Below are 26,243 nucleotides of genomic sequence, written 5' to 3' on the forward strand. Positions count from 1 at the left end.
TGGAGCTGGTGATGGCTGCCTCGACCGAAGACTACGTCGCCGCCCTGCGGTCCTCGCTGAAGGAGACGGAGCGCCTGCGCGCCCAGAACCGGGCGCTGACCGAGGCCGCGAGCGCACCGATCGCGATCGTCGGCATGGCCTGCCGGTTTCCGGGCGGGATCGAGTCGCCCGAGGACCTGTGGCGCCTCGTCGACACCGGCGGCGACGCCATCACCGGCTTCCCGGCCGACCGGGGCTGGCACGTCGACCCGGACGCCTCGACGTACGCGGCGCAGGGCGGCTTCCTGACCGGCGGCGCCGACTTCGACGCCACGTTCTTCGGGATCTCCCCACGGGAGGCCGTGGCGATGGACCCGCAGCAGCGGCTGCTGCTGGAGACGTCCTGGGAGGCCATCGAGCGCGCCGGGATCGACGCCGACGCGCTGCGGGGCACCCGCACCGGCGTCTTCGTCGGCGCGGCGACCTCCGGCTACAACTTCGTGCTGCACGGCGATCCCACGGCCGAGGGCTACGCCCTGACGGGCAGCGCCACCAGTGTCCTGTCCGGCCGGGTGGCCTACGCGCTGGGCCTGGAGGGCCCGGCGGTCACCGTCGACACGGCCTGCTCCTCGTCGCTGGTCGCGCTCCACCTCGCCGCGCAGGCGCTGCGCCGCGAGGAATGCTCGACGGCGCTGGCCGCCGGCGTCACGGTCCTGGTGACACCGGACGTGTTCAGTGAGTTCAGCCGCCAGCAGGGCCTCGCGGCCGACGGCCGCTGCAAGCCGTTCGCCGCCGGCGCGGACGGCACCGGGTGGGCCGAGGGCGTCGGCGTGCTGGTGCTGGAGCGGCTCGCCGACGCGCAGCGGCTGGGGCACCGTGTCCTCGGGGTCCTGCGCGGCAGCGCGGTCAACCAGGACGGTGCCAGCAACGGGCTCACCGCACCCAACGGCCCCGCGCAGCGCCGGGTGATCCGCCAGGCGCTGGCCGGTGCCGGGCTGGACGCCGCCGACGTCGACGCGGTGGAGGCGCACGGCACCGGGACCCGGCTGGGCGACCCGATCGAGGCACGGGCGCTGATCGCGACGTACGGCCGGGACCGGCCCGCCGACCGTCCACTGTGGCTCGGTGCGGTCAAGTCGAACATCGGCCACACCCAGGCCGCCGCCGGCGTGGCGGGGGTCATCAAGATGGTGATGGCGCTGCACCACGGGCGACTGCCCAGGACGCTGCACGTCGACGCGCCGTCGCCGCACGTCGACTGGAGCGGCGGCACCGTCCGGCTGCTCACCGAGCCGGTGGCGTGGCCGGCCACCGACCGGCCCCGCCGGGCCGGTGTGTCGTCGTTCGGCGTCAGCGGCACCAACGCCCACGCCATCATCGAGGAGGCACCCGCCGTCGCGGACGGGTCGGCACCTCCGGCGCCCGCCGACCCGGACGGCGCCGCGCTGGCCTGGGTCGTGTCGGCCCGGACCGCGCCGGGGCTGCGGGCCCAGGCGGCCCGCCTGCGCGACTTCGTCACCTGTGGGCCGGTCCCGGAACCGGCCGGGGTGGCCCGCGCGCTCGCGACCAGCCGGGCCGGGCTGGAACACCGCGCCGTCGTCATCGGCAACGACGCGGCGGCGCTCGTGCACGGCCTCACGGCCGTCGAGCGGGGCGAGACCGCACCGGGCGTCGCGACGGGCGAGGTCGGTGCGGGCAAACTCGCGTTCCTCTTCACCGGTCAGGGTGCGCAGCGCCCGGGGATGGGTCGGGGGCTGCACGCACGTTTCCCCGTCTTCGCTGAGGTGTACGACCAGATCCGCGCCCGGTTCGACACCCTGCTGGATGTGCCGCTCCGCGAGGCGGACGTGCACCAGACCGTGTACACGCAGGCGTCGTTGTTCGCGTTCGAGGTCGCGATGTTCCGGCTGCTGGAGTCCTTCGGCATCGTCCCGGACCGCCTGCTCGGCCACTCGATCGGCGAGCTGGCCGCCGCCCACGTCGCGGACGTGCTGCCGCTGGACGACGCCGTTGCGCTGGTCGCCGCGCGGGGCCGGCTGATGCAGGCGCTGCCCGCGGGTGGGGCGATGCTGGCGGTGCAGGCCACCGAAGCCGAGGTCCGTTCCGCATTGGAGCCGTTCGCCGGCCGGGTCGACATCGCCGCCGTCAACGGCCCGACCTCAATCGTGGTGTCCGGGGAGGCGTCGGCGATCGACGAGCTCTTCAGGGACCGGAAGACCTCGCGGCTCACGGTGTCGCACGCGTTCCACTCGCCGCTGATGGAACCGATGCTGGAGGAATTCCGGGCGGTCGCCGCCGGCCTGTCCTATGCACCGCCGAGCATCCCGATCGTGTCCAACCTGACCGGGCAGCTCGTCGAGGAGTACACCGCCGACTACTGGGTGCGGCACGTGCGTGAGGCGGTCCGGTTCGCCGACGGCGTCGACCGGCTGGCCGAGGACGGTGTCGCGCGCTACCTGGAGGTCGGTCCGTCCGGCGTGCTCATCGCCATGGCGCGGACCTGCCTCGCCGAGCGCCCGGACGGCGACGACACCGTGCTGGTCCCCGCGGCGCGCAAGGACCGCGACGAGCCGGAGGTCCTGCTGGAGGCGGTGGGCCGGCTGTACACCGCGGGCGTGCCCGTCGACTGGCGGGCGGTGCTCGGTGGCCCGGCCGAGGCCTGGGCGGGACCGCCGCTCGACCTGCCGACCTACGCGTTCCAGCGGGAGCGGTTCTGGCCCGGGCCGCACCGGCCGGTCCCGACCGCGGAGCACGGGGGCGCCGGCGCCGCGGAGGGCGGGTTCTGGGCGGCGGTCGAGCGCGCCGACGCCGACGGACTCGCCGGCCTGCTCGGCGTCGCCGACCCGGACGAGCTGCGCACGGCCGTCGACGCGCTGTCCTCCTGGCGCCGCACCAGCCGCGCCCGCGCGACCATCGACGACTGGCGCTACCGCACGGTCTGGCGCCCGGTCACCCCACCCGCGGGCAGCCTCACCGGCGCCTGGCTGGTCGCCGCGCCCGACGGCGTCGACGGCGGCCCCGTCGCGGACGCGCTGCACGCCGGTGGCGCCGAGGTGACGCTGTTCGACCTCACCACCGCCGACCTCGACCGGGCCCGGCTCGCCGCGCGACTGCGCGGGCTGGCCCCCGACGGCCTCGCCGGCATCGTCTCGCTCGCCGGCCTCGACGACACCCCGCTGCCCGGCGGCGGGCTCATCCGCGGTGCGGGCCTGACGCTGACGCTGCTGCAGGCACTCGGCGACGCCGAGCTGCCGGGCGCCCTTTGGTGCCTGACCGGAGGTGCGGTGCGCACCGCCGCCGCGGACCAGGTCCCGCATCCGGCCCAGGCGCAGGTCTGGGGCCTCGGCCGGGTGGCCGCGCTCGAACAGCCGCGGCGCTGGGGCGGCCTCGTCGACCTGCCCGGCGCGGACCTGTCCGAGGTCCTGGACGCGCGCACCGCGCACCGCCTCGTGGCCGTGCTCGCGGCGGGCGACGAGGACCAGGTGGCGATCCGTCCCGGCGGGGTCGCGGCGCGCCGGCTGGTGCGCGCTCCCGCGGTGCACCCGTCCGGCGCTGTCGGCGGTCAGGCGCCCCGGCCGTGCACGGGCACCGTGCTGGTCACCGGTGGGACCGGAGCGCTGGGCGCCCACGTGGCCCGGCTGCTCGCCGCCCGAGGCGCGCCGCACCTGGTGCTGGCGGGCCGGCGGGGCGGGGACGCGCCCGGCATCGTCGCCCTCGCCGCGGAGCTCGAGGCGGGCGGCACCCACGTCACCGTCGCCGCCTGCGACGTCGGCGACCGCGAGGCGCTGGCCCGCCTGCTCGCCGCGATCCCGGCCGATCGTCCGCTCACGGGTGTCGTGCACGCCGCCGGGGCCGGCGACATGGGCGTCATCGCCGAGACCGACCTCGACGCGTTCGCCTCGACGGTCCGCGCGAAGGCGGCGGGGGCGGAGCATCTCGACGCGCTCACCGCCGGACTCGCGCTCGACTTCTTCGTCGTCTTCAGCTCCGTCGCCGGGGTCTGGGGCAGCGGCGGCCAGGCGGCGTACGCGGCCGCGAACGCGCACCTCGACGGCCTCGTCGAGCACCGCCGCGCCCGGGGCGAGGCCGGCACCGCGATCGCGTGGGGCCCCTGGGCCGGGGCCGGCATGGCGGGCGCGGCGAGCACCGAGGAGTACCTGCGGCGCCGCGGCCTGCGCGCGATGGCCCCCGCGACCGCCTGCGCCGCGCTCGCTCAGGCACTGGACACCGGCGACGCGTGCGTCACGGTCGCCGACATCGACTGGCCGCGCTTCGCCCCCGCCTTCACCGTGAACCGGCCGCAGCCGCTGCTGGCCGAGCTGCCCGAGGCGAGGACCGCACCGCCCGCGCCGGCCGGGCCGGAGCAGACCCCGCTCGCACGGGAGCTGGCCGCGTTGCCCGCGCAGGAGCAGGAGCGGCTGCTGCTCAACCTCGTGCGCGACCGGGGCGCCGCCGTCCTGGGGCACCGCGACGCCGGCACGATCGACCCGCGGGCGCCGTTCAAGAAGCTCGGGTTCGACTCGTTGACCGCCGTCGAACTGCGCAACGAGCTCAACGCCGAGACGGGGCTGGCGCTGCCCGCGACGCTGCTGTTCGACCACCCGACGCCGCTGGCGCTGGCCCGGCACCTGCGCTCGCGGCTGGTCCGCGGCGACAGCGTCCCGGCCGCGCCCGCCGCCACCACCGCCGACGCCGGCGAGCCGGTGGCGATCGTCTCGATGGCCTGCCGGTACCCGGGCGGGGTCACCTCGCCGGAGGACCTCTGGAGGCTTGTCGCGACCGCCGCCGACGGGCTGTCGCCGTTCCCCGCCGACCGGGGCTGGGACCTCAAGGCCCTGCACGACCCGGACGGGCGGACCGGCACCTCGTACGTGGCGCAGGGCGGCTTCATCGCCGACGCGGCCATGTTCGACGCGGACCTCTTCGCCATCTCGCCCCGCGAGGCCCTCGCCATGGACCCCCAGCAGCGGCTGCTGCTGGAGGTGTCCTGGGAGGCGCTGGAGCGGGCCGCGATCGACCCGGGCTCGGTGCACGGCAGCCGGACCGGCGTCTTCGTCGGCACCAGCGGGCAGGACTATCTCGGCCTGCTCGCGGCCTCCGGCGAGGACACCGAGGGCCACCAGGGCACCGGCAACGCCGCCGCCGTGCTGTCCGGCCGGGTCGCGTACGAGTTCGGCCTCGAAGGACCCGCGGTCACCGTGGACACCGCGTGCTCGTCGTCGCTCGTGGCCCTGCACCTGGCGGTCCAGGCGCTGCGGTCCGGCGACTGCACCATGGCGCTCGCCGGTGGCGTGACGGTCATGTCGAGCCCGGCCGCCTTCGTGCAGTTCAGCCGCCAGCTCGGGCTGGCCGGGGACGGCAGGTGCAAGGCGTTCGCCGCCGCCGCGGACGGCACGGGCTGGGGCGAGGGCGCCGGCATCGTGGTGCTGGAGCGGCTGTCCGACGCGCGCCGCAACGGTCACCGGGTCCTCGCCGTGATCCGCGGCAGCGCGGTCAACCAGGACGGCGCCTCCAACGGCCTCACCGCGCCGAACGGCCCCGCCCAGGAGCGGGTGATCCGCCAGGCGCTGGCCGGCGCCGGGCTGGCCGCCGCCGACGTCGACGCGGTGGAGGCGCACGGCACCGGCACGAAGCTCGGCGACCCCATCGAGGCCCAGGCGCTGCTGGCGACGTACGGGCAGGACCGGCCCGCGGACCGCCCGCTGTGGCTCGGCTCCCTCAAGTCGAACATCGGTCACACGCAGGCCGCCTCGGGTGTCGGCGGGGTCATCAAGATGGTCATGGCGCTGCGCCGCGAGGTGCTGCCGCAGACCCTGCACGTCGACGCGCCGTCGCCGCACGTGGACTGGTCCTCGGGCGCGGTGGCGCTGCTCACCGAGGCCCGGCCGTGGACGCCTGAGGGCCGGCCGCGCCGGGCCGGGGTCTCGTCGTTCGGGATGAGCGGCACCAACGCCCATCTGATCCTGGAGGAGGCGCCAGCGGGTGCGCCGTTGGCCGATGCGTCATCCGGCGTGCCATTGGCCGATGCGTCATCCGGCGTGCCGCTGGACGGTGCGCCGGATGGCGGCGTGCCGGTGGACGGTGCGCGGCCGACGGTGGTGCCGTGGGTGGTGTCGGGCAAGACCCCGGCGGCGTTGCGGGCTCAGGCGGCCCGGCTCGCTGAGCACCTCCGGTCGCGGCCGGACGTCGCGGCGGACGCCGGCGCGGTGGGCCGGGCCCTGGCCGGGACGCGGGCGGCACTGGACCACCGGGCGGTCGTCGTCGCCGGCGGCACGGCGGGGCTCCTCGCCGGCCTGGACGCGTTGCGGCGCGGCGACGACGCCGACGCGCTGGTCCGGGGCGCCCGCGCCGCGGGCCCGGACGGCGGCGCCGTGCTGGTCTTCCCGGGGCAGGGCGCGCAGTGGCTGGGCATGGCCGCCGACCTGCTGACGACCTGCCCCGTGTTCGCCGAACGGATCCGCGAGTGCGAGGCGGCGCTGTCGGGTCTGGTGGACTGGTCGCTGACCGACGTGCTGTGCGGCGCCGACGGCTGGTGGCTGGAGCGCGTCGACGTGGTCCAGCCGGTGCTCTGGGCGGTCATGGTGTCGCTCGCCGCCGTCTGGCAGTGGCTGGGCGTGACGGTCGCGGGGGTCGTCGGCCACTCCCAGGGTGAGATCGCGGCCGCGGTCGTCGCGGGTGGCCTCAGTCTGATCGACGGCGCCCGCGTGGTCGTCGTGCGCTCCCGGGTGCTGCGGGCGCTGTCCGGACTCGGCGGGATGCTGCTGGTCGGCACCGCCGCCGACCGGGTCGGCCCGCTGCTGGACGGGGTGACCGACGTCGGCGTGGCCGCCATGAACGGCCCCGGCCTGGTGGTGGTCTCCGGCGGCAACACCGGTCTCGACGCCGTGGTCGCACGGTGCGAGGCGGCCGGCGTGTGGTGCAAGCGCGTCACGGTGGACTACGCCTCGCACTCCGCCCACGTCGACCTCGTCCGCGACGAGCTGATGGCCACGTTGGGCACGGTGGAGCCGCAACCCCTGCGCCTGCCGTTCTTCTCGACCGTGACCGGCGTCGGCCCGGACGGCCTGGGCGACGGTCTCGGCGACGCCCCGGTCCTCGACGCGGACTACTGGTTCGACAACGTCCGGCAGCCGGTCCGCTTCGACGAGATCGTGGCGGCACTGGTCGCGGCCGGGCATTCGACGTTCATCGAGGTGAGCCCGCACCCGGTGCTCACCGCCGGAGTGCAGGAGCACGCCGGTCAGACCGGCACGGTGGTCGGCACCCTGCGCCGGGACGAGGACGGGTGGTCCCAGCTGCTGCGCGCCGCCGCCGGCGTCTGGGTGCACGGCGTCGGTGTCGGCTGGCGGGACGTGCTCGCCCCCGATGTACCGACCGGGCCGGGCGCCGCGAACACAGCGGACGCGGCGGGCACAGCGGACGCGGCGGACGCAGTGAACGCTGCCGGCGTGGCAGGTCTGGCGGTCGCAGTGGACGTAGTGGATGCGGCGGGTCAGGCGAGCACGGCAAGTCCGGCGGGCGCGGTAGGTCCGGCGGGCGCGGCGGGCACCGTGGACGCGGCGGGTCCGGCGGGCGCAGTGGGTCCGGTGGGTGCGGCGGAACCGGTCGACCTGCCGACGTACGCGTTTCAGCGGGAACGGTTCTGGCCCCGCGGCGGCGCGGTGACCGGTGACGTGTCCTCGGCCGGGCTGGCCCCCGGAGGCCACCCGCTGCTCGCGGCCATGGTGCCGCTCGCCGACGGGGACGGCGCCGTGCTGACCGGCCGCCTGTCGACCGCGACGCATCCCTGGCTGGCGGACCACGAGGTCCTCGGCCGGGTGCTGCTGCCCGGCACCGGCTTCGTCGAACTGGCCCTGCACGCGGGACGCCTGCTCGGCGCGGCAACGATCCACGAGCTCACGATCGCGGCCCCGCTGGTGCTGCCGGACGAGGGCGGCGTCCAGCTGCAGGTGCGCGTCGGCGCCGCGGACGAACGCGGTGACCGCCCGGTGCATATCTCCTCCCGCGCCGACGGCGACGACCTGTGGATGCGCCACGCCGACGGTCTGCTCGGCGCGACCACCGACCCGGCCACCGACTCCGATCCGACCACCGCCGACCCGGCCACCGACTCCGGCACGACCACCGCCGACCCAGCCACTGAATCCGGCACGACCACCGCCGACCCGGCCGCCGGCCCCGGCGCGACGACCGACCAGGCCGCCGACCGCGGCGCCGCCGCTGGGCCGGGTTTCGACCTCACGGCCTGGCCGCCCGCCGGTGCCACGCCGGTCGACCTCGACGGGATCTACGACGCGGCCCGCGACGCCGGCTACGGCTATGGTCCCGTGTTCCAGGGACTGCGCCGGGCATGGCGGTCCGGCGCAGACGTGTACGCCGAGGTCAGCCTGCCCTCCACGGAGGACGGCGCCGCGTTCGGCGTACACCCCGCGCTGCTGGATGCCGCACTGCACGCCGCCGGCCTCGCCAATCCCGACGCCAACCCCGACCCCGACGCCGGCCACGGCGGCACGGCGCCGGCCGCACGCCTGCCGTTTGCCTGGACCGGGGTGACGCTGCACGCCACCGGCGCGACGCTGCTGCGGGTGCGCCTGTGCGCCACCGCCCCCGACGAGTTGACGCTCCAGGTCGCCGACGGCACCGGCCAGCCGGTCGCCGCCGTCGGGAGGTTGGTCTTCCGGCCGGTCTCCGGCGAGGCCCTGGACGCCGCGCCGCGCCACCGCCTCGACGACTCCTTGTTCCGCATCGAGTGGGAGCCCCTGACCGGGCCGCCGGCCACCCCCGCCGACCAGACCGGCCTGGCCGTGATCGGACCGGTTGCGGTCGCCGAGCGGCTGGGGGTGGTCAGCGTGTACCCCGACCTGCCCGCACTGCAGCGCGCGGACATCGCATTCCCGGCCACCGTGCTGCTGCACCTCGACTCCGAGGACAGCGGCGCCCCGCCGGCCGCCGCAGCACGCGAGCTGACCTGCTACGCGCTCGACACCGCGCAGCGCTGGCTGGCCGACGAGCGCTCGACGGACTCGCGGCTCGTCGTGCTGACCCGGGGCGCCGCACCGGCCGGCCAGCCGATCACCGACCTGGCCGCCGCGGCGGCGCTGGGCCTGCTGCGCTCGGCGCAGTCGGAGCACCCCGACCGGCTGGTGCTGCTCGACCTCGACGACACCCCGGACTCCTGGCGGGCCGCAACGGGCCTGCTGCCCGCCGACGAGCCGCAGCTCGCGCTGCGCGACGGCGGGCTGCTGGTGCCGCGGCTGGTGCGGGCGCTGCCCGCGGCCTCGCTGAGCCCGCCCGACGGATCGGCGGCGGAGGAGATCGGCGCTCCGTGGCGGCTGGACGCGGCCGGCGCGGGCACGCTCGACGCCCTCGCGCTGCTGCCGGCGCCGGCGGCGGACCGGCCGCTCGGCCCGGGGGAGCTGCGCCTCGCGGTCCGCGCGGCCGGCATCAACTTCCGCGACGTGGCGATCGCGCTGGGCCTGGTGCCCGACCAGAAGGGCATGGGCACCGAGGCGGCCGGTGTGGTGGTCGAGGTCGGCCCCGGCGTCGACGACATCGCCGTGGGGGAGCGGGTGTTCGGCGCCGTCGGCGACGCGTTCGGCCCGGCCGTGGTGGCCGAGCGCCGGCTGGTGGCCCGCATCCCGGACGGCTGGACCTTCGCCCAGGCGGCCGCACTGCCCACGATCTACCTCACCGCCTGGTTCGGCCTGCGCGACCGCGGCGACCTGCGCCCCGGCGAGACGCTGCTGGTCCACGCCGCCGCCGGCGGGGTCGGGATGGCGGCGGTCGAGCTGGCCCGGCTGTGGGGCGTCGAGGTCTTCGGCACCGCGAGCCCCGGCAAGTGGGACACGCTGCGCCGGTGGGGCCTGGACGACGAGCACATCGCCTCCTCGCGCACGCTCGACTTCTGCGACACGGTGCGCCGGGGCACGGGCGGCCGCGGGGTCGACGTCGTGCTCAACTCGCTGGCCGGCGAGTTCGTCGACGCCTCGCTGGAGCTGCTCGCCCCGGGCGGCCGGTTCGTGGAGATGGGCAAGACCGACAAGCGCGACCCGGCCGTGGTCCAGGCCCGCCACCCGCACCTGCGCTACGACGCGTTCGACCTGGTCGAGGCCGGCGCGCAGCGCATCGGTGAGCTGCTCGCCGAGATTCTCGCCCTGGTGGAGCGGGGCAGCCTGCGCCTGCCGCCGGTCACCGCCTGGGACATCCGCGACGCGGTGCCGGCGTTCCGCCACATCAGCCGGGCCCGGCACGTCGGCAAGAACGTGTTCACCGTCCCGGTCCCGCTCGACCCGCGGGGCACCGTCCTGATCACCGGCGGCACCGGCCTGCTCGGCGGCCTGCTCGCCGAGCATCTGGTCACCCGGCACGGGGTGCGGCACCTGGTGCTGACCAGTCGCCAGGGTGCCGCGGCGCCTGGCGCGGCGGCGCTGGCCGGTCGCCTGGAGGAGCTCGGCGCGGAGGTCGACGTGGTGGCGTGCGACGCCGCCGACCGCGCCGCGCTGAGCGCGCTGCTGGCCGGCGTTCCCGCCGCCCACCCGCTGACCGGGGTGGTGCACTGCGCGGGCGTGCTCGACGACGGCGTCCTCGCGGCGCAGACGCCGCAGCGCGTCGACGCGGTCTTCCGGTCCAAGGTCGACGCCGCGGTCCACCTGCACGAGCTGACCCGCGGCCTGGACCTGTCGATGTTCGTGCTCTACTCCTCCGTCTCGGCCACCGTCGGCTCGGCCGGGCAGGCCAACTACGCGGCCGCCAACGGCTTCCTCGACGCGCTCGCCGCGCACCGCCGTGCCCTCGGCCTGCCGGCGGTCTCGCTCGGCTGGGGCCTGTGGGCGCAGGCCAGCGCGATGACCGGGCACCTCGGCGGCGCCGACCTGACCCGGGCGACGCGGGCCGGCGCGGCGCTGTCCGGCGAGCTCGGCCTGGCCCTGTTCGATGCCGCGCTGGGCCTGCCGGCGGCGCATCTGGTGCCGGCGAACCTGGATCCCTCGGTGCTTGCGGCGACCCAGCCGCCGGCTCTGCTGCGCCGGCTGCTGCGACCGGCGATCCGCCGCGCGGCCGACGGCGTCTCCATGGGCGCCGCGACGCTGGCCGAGCGGTTGGCCACGCGGTCGGCGCCGGAACAGGACCGGCTCCTGCTCGACCTCGTCGCCGGTCACGCGGCCGCGGTGCTCGGGCACGCCACCGCCGACGCGGTCGGCGCCGACCGGGCCTTCAAGGACCTGGGCTTCGACTCGCTGACGGCGGTGGAGCTGCGCAACCGGCTCACCGCCGCCACCGGAACCCGACTGCCGGCCACGCTGGTCTTCGACCACCCGACGCCGGCGGCGCTCGCCGCGCACCTGCGCGCGTCGCTGCTGCCGGACCGGGCGACCCCGGCGGTCCTGCTCCAGGAGCACCTGGACGGGGTCGAGGCGGTGCTCGCCGACCTCGGGTCGCACGACCGGTCGCGGGTCCGCATGCGCCTGGAGGTGCTCCTGCAACGGGTCCGGGACGCCGACGGCTCCGCGGCGTCAGCGCCGGGCGGGGACACCGACGAGGACCTCGAGGCAGCCACCGCCGACAGCATCTTCGCGCTCATCGACAGCGAGCTCGAAACGTCCTGAGCGTTCTGCCGGAAGTGGCAGGGAGGGAGTGCCAGACATGCTCGATCATCAGGTACCGGTGCGGTCCTTACCCAACCCTGCGCCGCACCCGGAGCCCGTGGTTCCGGCGCGTCCGACGGGCACCGCCGACCGGCTCGCCGACCTGGCGGCCCGCCACAGCGAGGTGGTCGAGGTCGCCGAGGAGCGGGCAAAGGGCCGGCAGCACGCCAAGGGCAAGCTGACCGCCCGGGAGCGGATGGATCTGCTGTTCGACCCGGGCTCGTTCGTGGAGCTCGACGAGTTCGTCCGGCATCGGTGCACCGACTTCGGCATGGGCGACAACCGGCCCTACGGCGACGGCGTCGTCACCGGCTACGGCACCGTCGACGGGCGCCAGGTCTGCGCGTTCTCGCAGGACTTCACGATTCTCGGCGGCAGCATGGGCGAGGCGTTCGGCGGCAAGGTGCTCAAGGTGATGGACCTCGCCATGAAGATCGGCTGCCCGATCGTCGGGATGAACGACTCCGGCGGCGCCCGCATCCAGGAAGGGGTCGTGTCGCTCGCGTACTACGCCGAGCTCGGCCGCCGCAACGCGCTCGCCTCGGGGGTCATCCCGCAGGTCTCGCTCATCATGGGCCCGTGCGCCGGTGGCGCCGTGTATTCCCCGGCGATGACCGACGTCACGGTCATGGTCGAGGACATCTCGTACATGTTCGTCACCGGACCCGAGGTCGTGACCGCGGTGACCGGCGAGCGGACCAGCCCGCAGGATCTCGGCGGCCCGGCGATCAACAGCCAGATCTCGGGCAACGCCCACTACGTCGCCGCGGACGAGCAGGAGGCGTTGTCGTGGGTACGTGATCTGCTGGGTTACCTGCCCAGCAACAACCTCGACGACGTGCCGGTCTTCGGCTTCGAGCCGACGCCGGGCCCCACGGAGCGCGACCTCCAGCTGGACCGGATCATCCCGGATTCGGCGAACCAGGCCTACGACATGCACGAGATCATCTCCCGGCTCGTCGACGACGGGGCGTTCCTGACCGTCCAGGCGTCCTTCGCGCCGAACATCATCTGCGTGCTCGCCGCCATCGAGGGGCACTCGGTGGGCATCGTGGCGAACCAGCCGATGTTCCAGGCGGGCGCGGTCGACATCGACGCGTCGGACAAGGCGGCGCGGTTCGTGCGCTTCTGCGACGCGTTCAACATCCCGATCCTGACCCTGGTCGACGTGCCGGGGTACATGCCCGGGATCGAGCAGGAGCGGCGCGGCATCATCCGGCACGGGGCGAAGCTGCTGTACGCGTACGCGGAGGCCACCGTGCCGAAGGTGACCGTCGTGGTCGGCAAGGCCTTCGGCGGCGGCTACGCGGTCATGGGTTCGAAGCATCTCGGCGCCGACCTCAACCTCGCCTGGCCGACCGCCCAGATCGCCGTGGTCGGCGCGCGGGCCGCGGTCCAGGTCCTGCACCGCAAGGCGCTCGGCGCGGTCGACGGCGCCGACCGGGACCAGCTGCAGGCCAAGCTGACCGACGAATACGAGCAGAAGTTCAGCACGCCGTACGTGGCGGCCGAGCGCGGCTACCTGGACCTGGTGATCCGCCCGTCGCAGACCCGGGAGCTGGTCGCCGGTGCGCTGCGGACGCTGCGGCAGAAGCGGGTCGAGCGGCCCAACCGCAAGCACGGCAACATCCCGCTGTGAGCGAACGGAACGGCCCCGGGAGATCCTCCCGGGGCCGTTTCCGTCTGTCGCGTCGCGCCGCTACCGGACGCTGCGGCCGAACTGCCGGGAGCTCCAGACGACCGCGGCCGCCGCGAGCACCGCGACGATCGTCACGCTCTGCCAGACGACGTCGGCGCCGACGTCGCCGGCGAACAGGGCCCGCATCCCGCCGACGGCCCAGGAGAACGGATTCCATTTCGCGACGTGTTGCAGCCACAGCGGGGCCAGCGCCATCGGCAGCAGGATGCCCGACAGCAGCAACAGCGGCTGCGAGATGGTGTTGATGATCGGGGACAGCGTCGCCTCGCTCTTCAGCGCCAGGGCGACGCCGTTGGACGCCGCCGAGGTGCTCAGCGCGATGAGGCTCACCAGCAGGAACGCCAGCAGCAGGTCGACGAGGTGGACCCGCAGGCCGAACGGCAGCGCCAGCAGGGTGATGAGCACGCACTGGCACAGCAGCACGACCACGTCGCGCAGCGAGCGGCCCAGCAGCATGGCGAGGCGGCTGATCGGGGTGACCCGGGACCGCTCGATCACGCCGGCGCGCAGCTCGACGAGCAGCCCGAAGCCCTGGAACAGCCCGCCGAAGATGGCGAGCAGCACCAGCAGGCCGGGCACGAACATGGTGTACGCCTCGCCGCTGCTCGACGCGCCGAGGGCACTCTTGAGCAGCGGCGCGAACAACAGCAGGTACGTGAGCGGCTCGAAGATCCCGAGGAAGATCCAGACCGGGTTGCGGATGAGTTGGGTCAGCTGGCGATGGAAGATCAGCCAGGTGCCGCGAGCGGTGTCCATGTCGGTTCCCTTCAGCTCACGTTCAGCGAACGGCCGGCCTTGGCCAGGAACACGTCGTCGAGGCTGGGCCGGTGCACCTCGATGCTGTCGGGGACGATGCCCGCGCCGTCGAGCGTGCGCAGGATGTGCGTGATCGAGGCCGAGCCGGACTCGACGTACAGGCGCAGGCCGTGCTCCTCGAGCGGCTCGATCTTCGCCACGTACGGCTCCTCGTCGAGCAGCTTGTGCGCCGCCGGGGTCGAGCCGTTGAGGTTGAGGGTGACCACGTCGCCGGCGATCTCGCGCTTGAGCGACTCGGTGCTGTCGTTCGCGACGATCTGCCCCTGGTCGATGATCGCGATGCGGTCGCAGAGCGCGTCGGCCTCGTCCAGGTAGTGGGTGGTGATGAGGACCGTCATGCCCTCGGCCCGCAGGCGCTTGACCTCTTCGCGGATCTCGGCGCGCCCGGCCGGGTCCAGCCCGGCGGTCGGCTCGTCGAGGAAGAGCACCTGCGGATCGTTGATCATGCCCATGGCGATGTCGACCCGGCGGCGCTGACCGCCGGAGTAGGTCTTGCACCGCCGGTCGGCGTACTCGGTGAGGCCGAACGTCTCCAGCGCCCGCTCCGCCCGGCGGTGCGCCTCGGCCTTGCTGATGCCGTACATGCGCGCGTGCATGACCAGTTCCTCGCGGGCGGTGGCGTCGCCCCACGTGCTGCCACCCTGCGAGACGTAGCCGATCCGGCGGCGGACCTCGTTCGGCTCCTTCACCAGGTCGGCGCCGGCAATGGTGGCGCCGCCGCCGTCGGGCTTGATCAGGGTCGTGAGCATGCGGAGGGTCGTGGTCTTGCCCGCGCCGTTCGAGCCGAGGAAGCCCAGGACCTCCCCGGGCCCGACGTCGAAGCTGATGCCGCGGACGGCGTCAACCGTGATTTTCTGCCGGCCGAACCGCAGGTCGTAGGACTTGCGCAGGTCGCGTACTTCGATCATGTCCGGCTCCAGAGACTCGTGCCAGGATCTGCCGTTGGACTCGCTCATGCGACCGCGCCCGCCGGGTCCCGCAGGACCGGACGAGCGCGGCGCGGTGACGCTGTGCGGCCGGCGCGGGCGCCGCCGCGGGTCTCGTGAGCCGCGATCGCAGGCTTGTGACCCAGGCTCCATGTTCAAACGGGGCACCGCGGACCGGTACCCGTATGCCACCCCTATTCCGGGAAACTGGCCGCAGGAGGTCGGATTCGCCTTGCCATTGTCCGCCGCAGATGGCGATGCTGATGAAAAGCCGGTGCGGGGTCCGGCACGATTCCGGGCCCGAAGAACGCCGGCGGCATTTCGCGGAAAGGACGGGAAATGACCACCGACGACGAGGATCTCTGGATTCGCAATTATCACCCGGCCGCGCCGGGCAGTCCCCGGTTGGTCTGCCTGCCGCACGCCGGAGGCTCCGCGAGCTTCTACTTCCCGGTCTCCCGGGCGCTCGCGCCGGACGTCGAGGTCCTCGCGATCCAGTACCCGGGCCGGCAGGACCGCCGCACGGAGCCGTCGGAGACGGACCTGCACGAGCTGGCCAGGAGGATCTTCGGCGTGCTGCGGGGGCGCGCGGACCAGCCGCTGGCCCTCTTCGGCCACAGCATGGGCGCGAGCCTCGCGTTCGAGGTCGCGCGGCTGCTGGAGCACGAGGAGGGGGTCGTGCCGCTGTGGCTGTTCGCCTCCGGCCGCCGGGCGCCGTCACGCGTGCGCGACGAGCGGGTGCACCAGGAGGACGACGACGGCCTGATCAGGGAGCTGCGCCGGCTCAGCGGCACCAACGGCGACCTGCTCGGCGACGAGGAGGTCCTGCGGATGATCCTGCCGGCGATCCGGGCCGACTACACCGCGGCGGAGACCTACCGGTGCCGGCCCGGGCCGCCGCTGAGCTGCCCGGTGACCGTGTTCGTCGGCGACGCCGACCCGAAGGTGACCCTGGACGAGGCACGGTCCTGGCGGGAGCACACCACCGGCGCGTTCGACTTCCACACCTACGCCGGTGGCCACTTCTACCTGACCGGTCACCAGGCCGCAGTGCTGCGGGTCATGGCCGCGCAGCTGGGCACCCACCGGGCCCGCCCGGTCGCCGTCTGACCCACCCTCCGCACGGCACCGCCCCGTCACCCGACCGACCCGGATGGCGGGGCGGTGCCGTGTGCGTCAGGAGGCCCGGGAGCGGCCGGAGAAATCGGCGGTGAGGGGTCCGCGTAGGGGTTGGGGAGGGGGTGCCGCGTTGTTACGTTCCTCAATGGCGGTATGCGTCGAGACAAACGATTCACGAAACGCGTCGAATGCGTGCGCGAATGGCCAGACATTGCGGGGAGTGATTCGCATCATGACATCGATTCTTACGAGCACCGAGATTCTCGACCTGCCGACAATGCTGGCGCGGCGTGCCGCCGAGTCTCCTGGCGCCGTCGCGTACTCGATCGCCGGGCCGCACGGCGAGGAGGTGGTGACCTACGGCGAGCTCGAGGTCGCCGCCCGGGCCCGGGCGGCGAACCTGCTCGACCGGTGCCTGGACGGCTCCAGCGCCGTGCTGCTGTTTCCGACCGGGGCCGAGTTCCCCAAGGCACTGCTCGCCTGCCAGCTCGCCGGCGTCGCGGCCGCGCCGGTCAAGATCCCGAACCGGCGCACCGGCCTGCAGCGGGTGAGCGCGGTGGCCGACGACGCCGGCGCCCGGGTCATCCTGACCACCGCCGAGGTCCGCCGGCAGCTCCAGGAACGCTTCGGCGACATGCCCGAGCTGCACGGGCTGATGTGGATCGAGACCGACACGGTCCCGGACGGGCACGCCACGGCCTTCCTGCCACGGGTACTGGATCCCGACGGTATCGGGATGTTGCAGTACACCTCGGGATCGACCGGCACCCCGAAGGGCGTCATGGTCACCCATCGCAACTTCTGCGCGAACGCCGCCGATCTGGAGACCCGCTGGCCCACCACGGACGGCGGCCGGGTGGTGTCCTGGCTCCCGCTCTTCCACGACATGGGGCTGCTGTTCGGCATCGTGCTGCCGCTGTGGTCGGGCATACCGGCGTTCCTGTCCTCGCCGGACGACTTCGTGCGCCGCCCGATGCGCTGGCTCGAGCGGATCCAGCAGGTGCGCGGCACGCACGTCGCGATGCCCAACCTCGGCTACGAGCTGTGCGCGCAGGCGGCCCCGGACGCGCCGCCGACGCTGGACCTGTCCCTGCTGCGGGCCGCGATCAACGGCTCCGAGCCGGTGCGCTGGTCGACGATCCAGCGGTTCGGGACGGCGTTCGCCCCGTTCGGCTTCGACCCGGGCGCGGCATGCCCGGGCTACGGGCTGGCCGAGAACACGCTCAAGGTCTCCGGCAGCCGGACCGGCGAGGCGGCCCGGGTGCGCTGGCTCTCGGCGGCGGGACTGTCGGCCCGGCGGGTCGTGTTCGCCGAAGCCGGTGCCAGGGACGCGACGCCGATGGTCGGCTGCGGGCGGCCCGACGGCCTGACCGAGGTCGCCATCGTCGACCCGGCCACGCGCCGGCGCTGCCATCCGGACGAGGTCGGCGAGATCTGGTTGTCCGGCCCGTGCGTCGCCGCCGGCTACCTCGGCAAGCCCGTGGAGACCGCCGAGACCTTCCACGCCGTCATCGCCGGCGAGGAGCTCGGCACGCGCCACCTGCGCACCGGCGACCTCGGCTTCCTGCACGACGGCGAGCTGTTCATCGCCGGCCGGCTGAAGGACGTGATCATCCGCTTCGGTCGCAACCACTATCCGCAGGACATCGAGCAGACCGTCGAGCGGTGCGCCCCGGGCCTGCAGCCGTCCTGCTCCGCCGCGTTCCCGGTGGATCACGACGACGTCGAGGACCTGGTCGTCGTGGTGGAGGTCAACGGCAAGGTGCTCAAGGAGACCCCCGCGGAGGACCTGATCGAGCGCATCTGCGCGAGGGTCGAGTCCCGGCACGCGATCCCGGTCGCCGACGTCGTGCTGATCCGCCGGGGGTCCCTGCCGCGCACCTCCAGCGGCAAGGTGCAGCGCCGGGCGTGCCGCGCCGCGTACCTCGACGGCACGCTGAGCACCGTGGCCACGCCGCAGCCCTCCACCGCGGTCACCGGGGCACAGCGGTGACGGCGGTCCTGACCGCGCCGCCGGCCGCCGGCAGCCGGATCCGGGGCGTCGGCGTGTACCGGCCGCCGCGCGTGGTCTACAACGACGAGATCTGTGGCCCGATCGACTCGACCGACGAGTGGATCCGGCAGCGCTCCGGGATCGTGTGCCGGCGGTTCGCTGGGCCGGAGGAGACGGTGGTCAGCATGGGCGTCGCGGCGGGCGCGGACGCACTGGAGCGGGCCGGCATCGGGCCCGACCGGGTCGACGCGGTCCTGGTGGCGTCGATGTCATACCTGGAACAGTCGCCGCCCGCCGGACCGGAGATCGCCCACCGCATCGGCGTGCGCGGTGCGGCGGCGTTCGACATCGGCGCCGCGTGCGCCGGCTTCTGCCACGCGCTCGCGGTCGCCGACGCGCTGATCCGGGGCGGCTCGGCCCGGCACGTGCTGGTGATCGGATCCGAGCGGATGACCGACGTCATCGACCCCAAGGACCGCTCGACCGCGTTCCTGTTCGCCGACGGCGCGGGCGCCGTCCTCGTCGGTCCGGCCGAGGAGCCCGGGATCGGCCCGGTCGTGTGGGGCGCCGACGGCGCCAAGCGCGACCTCATCGCGCACGACGAGTCCTGGCTGGCCGTGCGGGGCAAGCCGGACTTCTGGCCGTGGATGCGGATGGCCGGGCCGGAGGTGTTCCGCTGGGCCATCCAGGAAATGGCGCCGGTCGCCAGGAACGCGGTGCAGTCCGCCGGACTGACGGTGGCGGATCTCGCCGCGTTCGTGCCGCATCAGGCCAACGTCCGCATCATCAACAAGCTGGCGGCGGCGCTGCAGCTGCCGGAGCCGGTGGTGGTGGCCCGCGACGTCGAGCGGTCCGGCAACACCTCGGCCGCGTCGATCCCCCTGGCGCTGGAGACGCTCCTCGCCGACAACGCGGTCACCCCGGGAGGCCTGGCGCTGCTGGTCGGCTTCGGCGCGGGACTGTCCCACGCGGCGATGGTGGTGCGCCTGCCGTGATCCGCCCGTCCGGCAACCCCTACCGACCGGCCGGAAGCCCCGGCGGGGCGGATCGTAGGGGTTGTCCGGTGCGGGTGTGGCGCCCCTACGATCGGGCGACCGCCACGCCCGCGCGGCGCATCGCGCGTCGATCGCTCTGGAGAGAACGGTGGTGCACGTGCTGACCGGTCTGTGCGACGGGACCCTGGACCGCCCCGACGCGGTGTGCGTGGCCGACCGGACGCTGTCCGGGGAGGCCCTGCTCGGCGCCGGGCGCGCGGTCGCCGCCGACGTCGCCGGCGCGGGCGTGGTCGCGATCCACGCCACCCCGACGCTGGAGACCGTCGTCGCGATGGTCGGCGCGCTCGCCGCCGGGGTGACCGTGGTCCCGGTGCCTCCCGACTCGGGTGTCGCGGAGCGCGCGCACCTGCTCGGCGACTCCGGCGCGGAGCTGCTGCTGCGCACCGGCCCCGATGCCCTCCCGCCGTCCGGCGTGCCGGAGGTCCCGGTCGACGTGGCCCGCCGCTCGGCCGTGGCGCCCCCTCCGGCGGACCCGGACCGGCTCGCGATGATCATGTACACGAGCGGCACCACCGGCGCGCCGAAGGGCGTCATGCTGTCCGGGGCGGCCCTCGCCGCCGGTATCGACGCGCTGGCCGCGGCCTGGGCGTGGACCCCGGCCGACGTGCTGGTGCACGGCCTGCCGCTGTTCCACGTGCACGGGCTCGTGCTCGGGCTGCTCGGCCCGCTGCGGATCGGCAGCCCGTTGCGGCACACCGGCCGCCCCCACCCCAGGCGGTACGCCGCCGCGCAGGGGACCCTGTACTTCGGGGTGCCGACCGTGTGGTCGCGCGTCGCCGCCGAGCCCTCGGCCGCCCGCGCGCTGGCCCGGGCCCGGCTGCTGGTCTCCGGCAGTGCGCCCCTGCCGGTCCCGGTCTTCGAGCGGCTGTGGGCGCTGACCGGGCACCGGCCCGTCGAGCGGTACGGGATGACCGAGACCCTCATCACCGTCAGCGGCCGCGCGGACGGTGAACGCCGGGCGGGGCACGTGGGGCTGCCGGTCGACGGGGTGGTGACAAGACTGGTGCACGACGACGGAGCCGAGCTGCCCCGCGACGGCGTCTCCATCGGCGAGCTGCAGGTGCGCGGCCCGATGCTGTCCAGCGGCTACTGGCGCCGCCCCGACGCGACGGCGGCGTCCCGGACCGTGGACGGCTGGCTGCGCACCGGGGACGTCGCGGCGATCGGCGCCGACGGGTGGCACCGCATCGTCGGGCGCGCCTCGACCGATCTCATCAAGAGCGGCGGCTACCGCATCGGCGCCGGCGAGGTCGAGGACGCGCTGCTGGCCCATCCGGCGGTCCGCGAGGCGGCGGTCGTGGGCGTCCCGGATGACGACCTGGGCCAGCAGGTGACCGCCTATGTCGTGGCCGACGGGGTCAGCGCCCGGGAGCTGGCGGGGTTCGTGGGCGAGCACCTGTCGGCGCACAAGCGGCCGCGGCGGATCCACTTCGTGCAGCGGCTGCCGCGCAACGCCATGGGCAAGGTACAGAAGACCCTCCTCACGTAGCGTGATGCCCCACCCCTGCCGGCGGCCCCTTCCCCCCGACCCCCGTGGTCGCCGGATAGCCCATCGATAGCGGCGCCGAAACATCCCGGTAACGGTGTGCCACGCATTTGCCGGGGCATCGCCACCGGTTTGATAGGGGTTGACCGGTGTCTTTGTTATTCATACGGTCGCCGTGGCGAATCAGATGCTCGTCGGCCGGTTTCCGCCCCTGTCATACGTCTGCGGCGTTCGGCTACGACGACACCTTCGCGTACTGCCGACAGCTGCGGACTCGCAGCGGGGGGAGAACACCATGACTGCTGTCGTCGAACTGGCCACGTCACCGGCGCGGGTCGCCGAGGCGTCCGCGGAAGCGCCCGCCAGGCGCGGTCACCATGGCAACATTCCTTTGTGAGCGGCCGTTTTCCGGGCCGGAGGGCGCAGCCGTGCGCCGCTGCCCGGGGTCCTCGGCGGGTGCGGTCGTAGCGCTGACCGCGGGGTTCGGCCGGCTCGGCCGGTCAGCCCGGTTGGAGGGCTGAGCGGTGCTCGAGGAGCTGGTGCCGAGCCAGGTCGTCTGCGTCGAGACGACCCAGGACCACCCGATCACGCTGTTCCCGCAGGAGCAGGCGGTGGTGGCGGGCGCGGTCGAGAAACGGCGGCTTGAGTTCGGCACCGCGCGCTGGTGCGCCCGGTCGGCACTGCGCCGCCTGGGGCTGCCCCCGACGCCGATCGTGCCGCAGCAGCGGGGCGAGCCCAGCTGGCCGCCGGCGGTCGTCGGCAGCATCACGCACTGCCTCGGCTTCCGCGCCGCGGCGGTGGCGTATCGCAAGGACGTCCTGACGGTCGGCATCGACGCCGAGCCCAACGAGCCGCTGCCCGGCGGCGTGTTCGAGGCGATCTCGCTGCCCGAGGAGCGCCAGGAGCACCGGCGGCTCGGGGCCGCCGGCGACGTGTGCTGGGACCGGCTGCTGTTCTCGATGAAGGAGTCGGTCTACAAGGCGTGGTACCCGGTCGCGCACCGGTTCCTGGACTTCAACGCCGCGACGGTGCACATCGACCCGGACCACGGCACGTTCACCGCCAAGCTGCATACTTCTCCGGCGCGGGTCGGCGGCCTGCGGATCGCGGGCTTCACCGGCCGGTGGGTGGCCCGCGACGGGTTGCTCGTCACCGCCATCGCAGTGCTGAGCCCGGACGCCGCGCCGCGCGACGGCGCCGACGCGACCGGGTCGCGAGCGGCTGCGGGGCGATAACACTAGGGGGACCGGTACGGGTTGGCGCCCCAGTGTGACGCGCGTAACTTCGAATCATCACAGCGATTCGAAAATAGGCGGACATCGTCGTTCACGGGCCATCTTCAAATCGCGGTGATCCGACCCCAGATGGAGGTTCAAAGTGATGGAAGATTACGTAAGCGAAATGGTCTACGTCCGCCTCGAGGGTGGGCCGCAGCACATGCCGCCCGCGATGCGGGACGCTCGCGCCTCGGCCTCCGACCTGAAGATCAAGCTGGAGTACTACGGGGGCTACGAACACTTCGAGCGCGTCACGACGGGTGACGTCGACGCGTCCCCGGTCGTCTTCCAGTGGACCGGCCGGACGCGGATCGCGGAGTAGGTCGGTGCGGCGATGATCGTGTTCCTCTGCCCTTCGCCGCGTGGCCTGAGCGCGGGAAGTCCGGCTCATCGGCGGATTCGCCCCCGTACCAGCTGAAAACGCGCTTGTCCTGCCGGTTGGCGCGAACCGCCTTTCCGGTGTTATTCGGACTTATCCGTGCGGATCATGTATTTGCCCGGCCGTTTCGGCCCGTGATGCCGGGAAAGCGCTGCAACAGCACGCCGTCGAGGGGCTGCCGGCACCGGCGCGAGTTGCCGTGGTCAGCCCCTCGGCGGCCATCGGAATTGGGTGCGCAGCGCGCAGTGTCACGATTGTGTTGCGCGAGGTGTCGAAACGATGTCACCAACCTTCGTTTTTGGCCCTCCATGCAAATTGGCGCCTGCGAAATTCATCGTTCGCCGGTTGCGAGAAAACTACCCGCCTCGTAGGGTGGCCTGGGGTGAATCGAAGAGGCAGGTTGGGGTGTCGCACCCGCATTCCTTCTTCGCATTGACGCCGGTCGTGCGCGGTCGGTCCGTCCGGGTGTCGATCGGTGGCATGTGCGGCGGTGCGGGATCCGCATGCCCAGGCCATTGCCGTCCTACCAGTGCGGGACAGGTCATGATCAGCCGTGATCACCGGACCAGCGTGACGGACACGCCATTGCTCGCACCATGCGCCGAGCGCGCAAGTTTCGACACCCCGAAGATCGCCGCCTGGTGGGGACATGCCCCGGCCGTGCGCGCAACGGGGGGATTCGCATGGAGTTTCGCGTGCTCGGTCCGTTGGAGGCGCTGGCGGGGGGTCGCCGCATCGAACTCGGTGGATCACGGCAGCAGATCGTCCTGGCGAGCCTGTTACTGGAGGCCAACCGGGTCGTCCCGATCGCCCGGCTGATCGACGCCGTCTACGGCGACGACGTCCCCTCGACCGCCCGCGCACAGACCCAGATCTGCGTCTCGTCGCTGCGGCGGTTGTTCGCGTTGCACGGCCGGCCAGAGGCCATCATCACCCGCTCCAAGGGCTACGTGCTGGAGGTCCAGCAGGGCACGCTGGACCTGCACCAGCACGACGAGCTGGTCGCGAACGCCAGGCGGGCCCGCGACGTGGGGCGGCCCGAGGAGGCGGTGCAGCACTACCGCGCGGCCCTGCAGCTGTGGCGCGGATCGGCGTTGGAGGACATCGACAGCGCGCTGGTGCGCAACGCGGTCGGCCGGCTCAACGAGCGACGGATCACGGTCGCCGAGGCCTGCATCGAGCTTGAGTTGAGCCTGGGTCAGCATCGTGACGTGGTGGCCGAGCTGACCGATCTCGTTGCCGAGCACCCGCTGCGGGAGCGGCTGCGGGGGCAGCTCATGCTGGCGCTGTACCGCTCCGGGCGCCAGGCCGAGGCGCTCGAGGTGTACCGCTCGGCCCGCCAGACCATGATCGAGGAGCTCGGCCTCGAGCCCAACGAGTGGCTCCAGCGGCTGGAGCACGGCATTCTCACCTCCGACGCGACCCTGCAGCTGTCCGCGCCCTTCCCCGCCGTCGTGCCGGTCGGGCCGCCCGCGCCGCGCGAGCCGGTCGAGGTGGCCCCGCTCGAACCACGGACCCCGGCACCGCCCCCGCCGCCGCAGGCGGTGGACGCGCCGAACATGCTGCCGACGGACATCGGCGACTTCACCGGCCGCAGCAGCCACGTCGACGCGATCCAGCAGCAGTGCGTGATGGCCCAGGACGAACCCGACCGGCTCGCGGTGCCCGTCATCGTCATGGTCGGCAAGCCCGGCGTGGGCAAGACGACGCTCGCCGTCCACGTCGCCCACCGCGTGTCAGGCGACTTCGCCGACGGGCAGCTCTTCGCGAACCTGCACGGCCGGGGTTCGCAGCGGGTCGGCCCGATGCAACTGCTCGAGCGGTTCCTGCGCACGCTCGGGGTGCCCGGCAACGCCATGCCGGACGGCCTGGACGAGCGCGCGGAGATGTACCGCGACCTGCTGTCCAACCGGCGGGTGCTGATCGTGCTCGACAACGTCGACAGCGAGGGACAGGTGCTGCCCCTCCTGCCCGGCACCCCACTGTCGGTCGTCATGATCACCAGTCAGAACCGGCTCTCCGGCATTCCCGGCGCGGTGCACGTCGAGGTCGGGGTGTTCGACTCACGGCAATCGATCGAGCTGCTGTCGCGGATCGTCGGGATCGGCCGGGTCCGCAACGAGGCCAACGCCGCCCTGGACCTCGCCGAGCTGTGCGGGCACCTGCCGCTCGCGCTGCGCATCGCCGGTGCCCGGCTGGCGGCCCGCCCGCAGTGGACCCTCGAGCAGCTGGTCGACCGGCTCACCAACGAGACCCGCCGGCTCGACGAGCTCAAGCACGGCGGGATGGGCATCCGGGCGAGCATCTCGCTGGCGTACGACGCGGTCGACGAGGCGGCCAAGCGGTTGTTCCGGCGGCTTGCCGTCGTCGATCTGCCCGTCTTCTCCGGCTGGGTCAGCGCCGCGCTGCTCGACCTGCCGCTGCACGAGGCACAGGACCTCCTCGACAGCCTCGCCGACGCGCAGCTGGTGGAGATCACCGACGGCGGGCTCGGGCTGCACAGCCAGTACCGCTTCCACGACCTGATCCGGGTCTTCGCCCGCGAGCGCCTGGCCGTGGAGGAGAGCGTCGCGGACCGCAACGCGGCGCTCGAGCGGGTGCTGGGCGCGTTGCTGTACCTGTCCTCCGAGGCGCACCGGCGCGTCTACGGCGGCAACTTCCTGCAACTGCGCAGCACGGCGTCGCGGTGGCCGCTGTCCGACCGGATCGTCGATCAGCTCGTCACGCCGCCGCTGCAGTGGTTCGAGCGGGAGCGCGCGACGATCGTGGCCGGCATCCGCCGTGCCGCGCAGGCCGGCCTCGTCGACCTGTGCTGGGACCTGGCGATCACCGCCGTGACGCTGTTCGAGTCCCGGCTGTACCTCAACGACTGGCGGGAGACCCACGAGATCGCGCTGGTCGCCGCCCGGCAGACCAACAACCAGCTCGGGCAGGCCGCCATCCTCTACTCGACCGGCTCACTGTCCATCGTGGAGCAACGATTCGGGGATGCGCGCCGGGAGCTCGAGGGCGCCTACACGCTGTTCGGAGCCGTCGGCGACGAGCAGGGCCAGGCGCAGGCGGTGCGCAACCTCGCGTTCCTCGACCGGATGGGCGGCGAACTCGGCCGGGCGTCGAGCCGCTACGAGGAGGCGCTGGAGATCTTCCGCCGCGACGGCGACCTGGTGGCGGCGGCCTACGTCCTGCACGGCCTGGCGCAGGTGCGGCTGGAGAGCGGCCGGGTCGACGCCGCGAAGCAGATGCTCACCGAGGCACTCGACCTCAGCCGGCGCGGCGGCAGCCGCCGGGTCGAGGCGCAGGTGCTGCACCGCTTCGGCGGCCTGTATCTGCAGGAGCGCTCATACACCGCGGCGGTCGAACTGTTCGGCCAGGCCCTCGAGGCGGTGCGGGACATCGGCGACCCGATCGGCGAGGCGTACGCCCTGCACGGCCTGGGCACCGTGCACCTGGGCCTGGGGGCGTTCCAGAAGGCGGGCGACACGTTCGAGGTGGCGCTCAGGCTGGCCGGCACCGCAGGGGAGCGGCTGGTCGAGGCACGGGTGCTGCTCGCCATGGGCGAGCTGGCCCTGGCGCAGGCGAATCCGACGGAGGCGGTCAGCCGGTTGCAGCGCTCGCTGCAGTTGTTCCGGGGGATGCGGGCCCCCATGTTCGAGGCGCAGGCGCTGAGCATGCTCGCAGACGCATACGCCGCGGCCGGAAGCCGCGGCGTGGATGATGGTTCGGTGTCGGCGACGATCCAGGGCATCGAGTCGCCCACCGTGTCGCCCGTGGTGCCGCCCGCCGGGTCGCCCGTCGTGCCGCAGCAATCGCGGCGGACACTGGACGAGCCGGCCCCGTCCGCCTGACCGCCGTGCCGCCGCCGTCTGGACAGG

Annotated in this window: 11 protein-coding genes; 9 read left to right on the top strand and 2 right to left on the bottom strand. The window is 73.8% G+C overall.

Annotated elements, in window-relative coordinates; genetic code table 11:
- The first annotated feature begins 5 nt into the window (after positions 1–5).
- Together ACFPIJ_RS62245 and ACFPIJ_RS62250 are read left to right on the top strand one after the other, a co-directional pair.
- Positions 6–11,582: a type I polyketide synthase gene (locus ACFPIJ_RS62245; protein ID WP_465252356.1), complete on the top strand. Its 11,577-nt coding sequence runs from the start codon at positions 6–8 to the stop codon at positions 11,580–11,582.
- Positions 11,583–11,619: 37 nt separating this feature from the next.
- Positions 11,620–13,260 carry an acyl-CoA carboxylase subunit beta gene (locus tag ACFPIJ_RS62250; protein WP_460490990.1) on the top strand — a complete coding sequence of 547 codons (1,641 nt, stop codon included), beginning with the start codon at positions 11,620–11,622 and terminating at the stop codon, positions 13,258–13,260.
- Between the two features lie 60 nt (positions 13,261–13,320).
- Here ACFPIJ_RS62250 and ACFPIJ_RS62255 read toward each other — a convergent pair whose 3' ends face one another.
- Positions 13,321–14,076, bottom strand: coding sequence for an ABC transporter permease (locus ACFPIJ_RS62255; protein WP_380129011.1), 756 nt, complete (start codon positions 14,074–14,076; stop codon positions 13,321–13,323).
- Positions 14,077–14,087: 11 nt separating this feature from the next.
- Positions 14,088–15,044: an ATP-binding cassette domain-containing protein gene (locus tag ACFPIJ_RS62260; RefSeq protein ID WP_380129012.1), complete on the bottom strand. Its 957-nt coding sequence runs from the start codon at positions 15,042–15,044 to the stop codon at positions 14,088–14,090.
- A 357-nt stretch (positions 15,045–15,401) separates the two neighbouring features.
- Here ACFPIJ_RS62260 and ACFPIJ_RS62265 point away from each other — a divergent pair, with 357 nt between their 5' ends.
- The 7 genes from ACFPIJ_RS62265 to ACFPIJ_RS62295 all read left to right on the top strand — a co-directional run bounded on the left by ACFPIJ_RS62265 (position 15,402) and on the right by ACFPIJ_RS62295 (position 26,216).
- Positions 15,402–16,172 (top strand): thioesterase II family protein, encoded by a 771-nt coding sequence (locus tag ACFPIJ_RS62265; protein ID WP_380129013.1) that lies wholly within the window; start codon positions 15,402–15,404, stop codon positions 16,170–16,172.
- 241 nt (positions 16,173–16,413) lie between these two features.
- On the top strand, positions 16,414–18,174 hold the full coding sequence (locus tag ACFPIJ_RS62270; protein WP_380129014.1) for a fatty acyl-AMP ligase: 1,761 nt from the start codon (positions 16,414–16,416) through the stop codon (positions 18,172–18,174).
- Complete coding sequence (locus ACFPIJ_RS62275; protein WP_380129015.1) at positions 18,171–19,169, top strand: beta-ketoacyl-ACP synthase III; 999 nt, start codon at positions 18,171–18,173, stop codon at positions 19,167–19,169. Before ACFPIJ_RS62270 ends, ACFPIJ_RS62275 begins: the two co-directional genes overlap by 4 nt.
- Before the next feature lie 151 nt (positions 19,170–19,320).
- Positions 19,321–20,718: an AMP-binding protein gene (locus tag ACFPIJ_RS62280; protein ID WP_380129373.1), complete on the top strand. Its 1,398-nt coding sequence runs from the start codon at positions 19,321–19,323 to the stop codon at positions 20,716–20,718.
- 521 nt (positions 20,719–21,239) lie between these two features.
- Entirely contained in the window at positions 21,240–21,950 is a 711-nt protein-coding gene (locus ACFPIJ_RS62285) for a 4'-phosphopantetheinyl transferase family protein (RefSeq protein ID WP_380129016.1), read from the top strand.
- 145 nt (positions 21,951–22,095) lie between these two features.
- Complete coding sequence (locus tag ACFPIJ_RS62290) at positions 22,096–22,314, top strand: DUF5988 family protein (protein WP_380129017.1); 219 nt, start codon at positions 22,096–22,098, stop codon at positions 22,312–22,314.
- Positions 22,315–23,066: 752 nt separating this feature from the next.
- A complete protein-coding gene (locus ACFPIJ_RS62295) occupies positions 23,067–26,216 on the top strand; it encodes an AfsR/SARP family transcriptional regulator (RefSeq protein WP_380129018.1) in 3,150 nt (1,049 codons plus the stop codon).
- The last annotated feature ends 27 nt before the right edge of the window (positions 26,217–26,243 follow it).

Origin of the sequence: Dactylosporangium cerinum (genome assembly GCF_042653625.1) — a bacterium.
GTDB lineage: Bacteria > Actinomycetota > Actinomycetes > Mycobacteriales > Micromonosporaceae > Dactylosporangium > Dactylosporangium cerinum.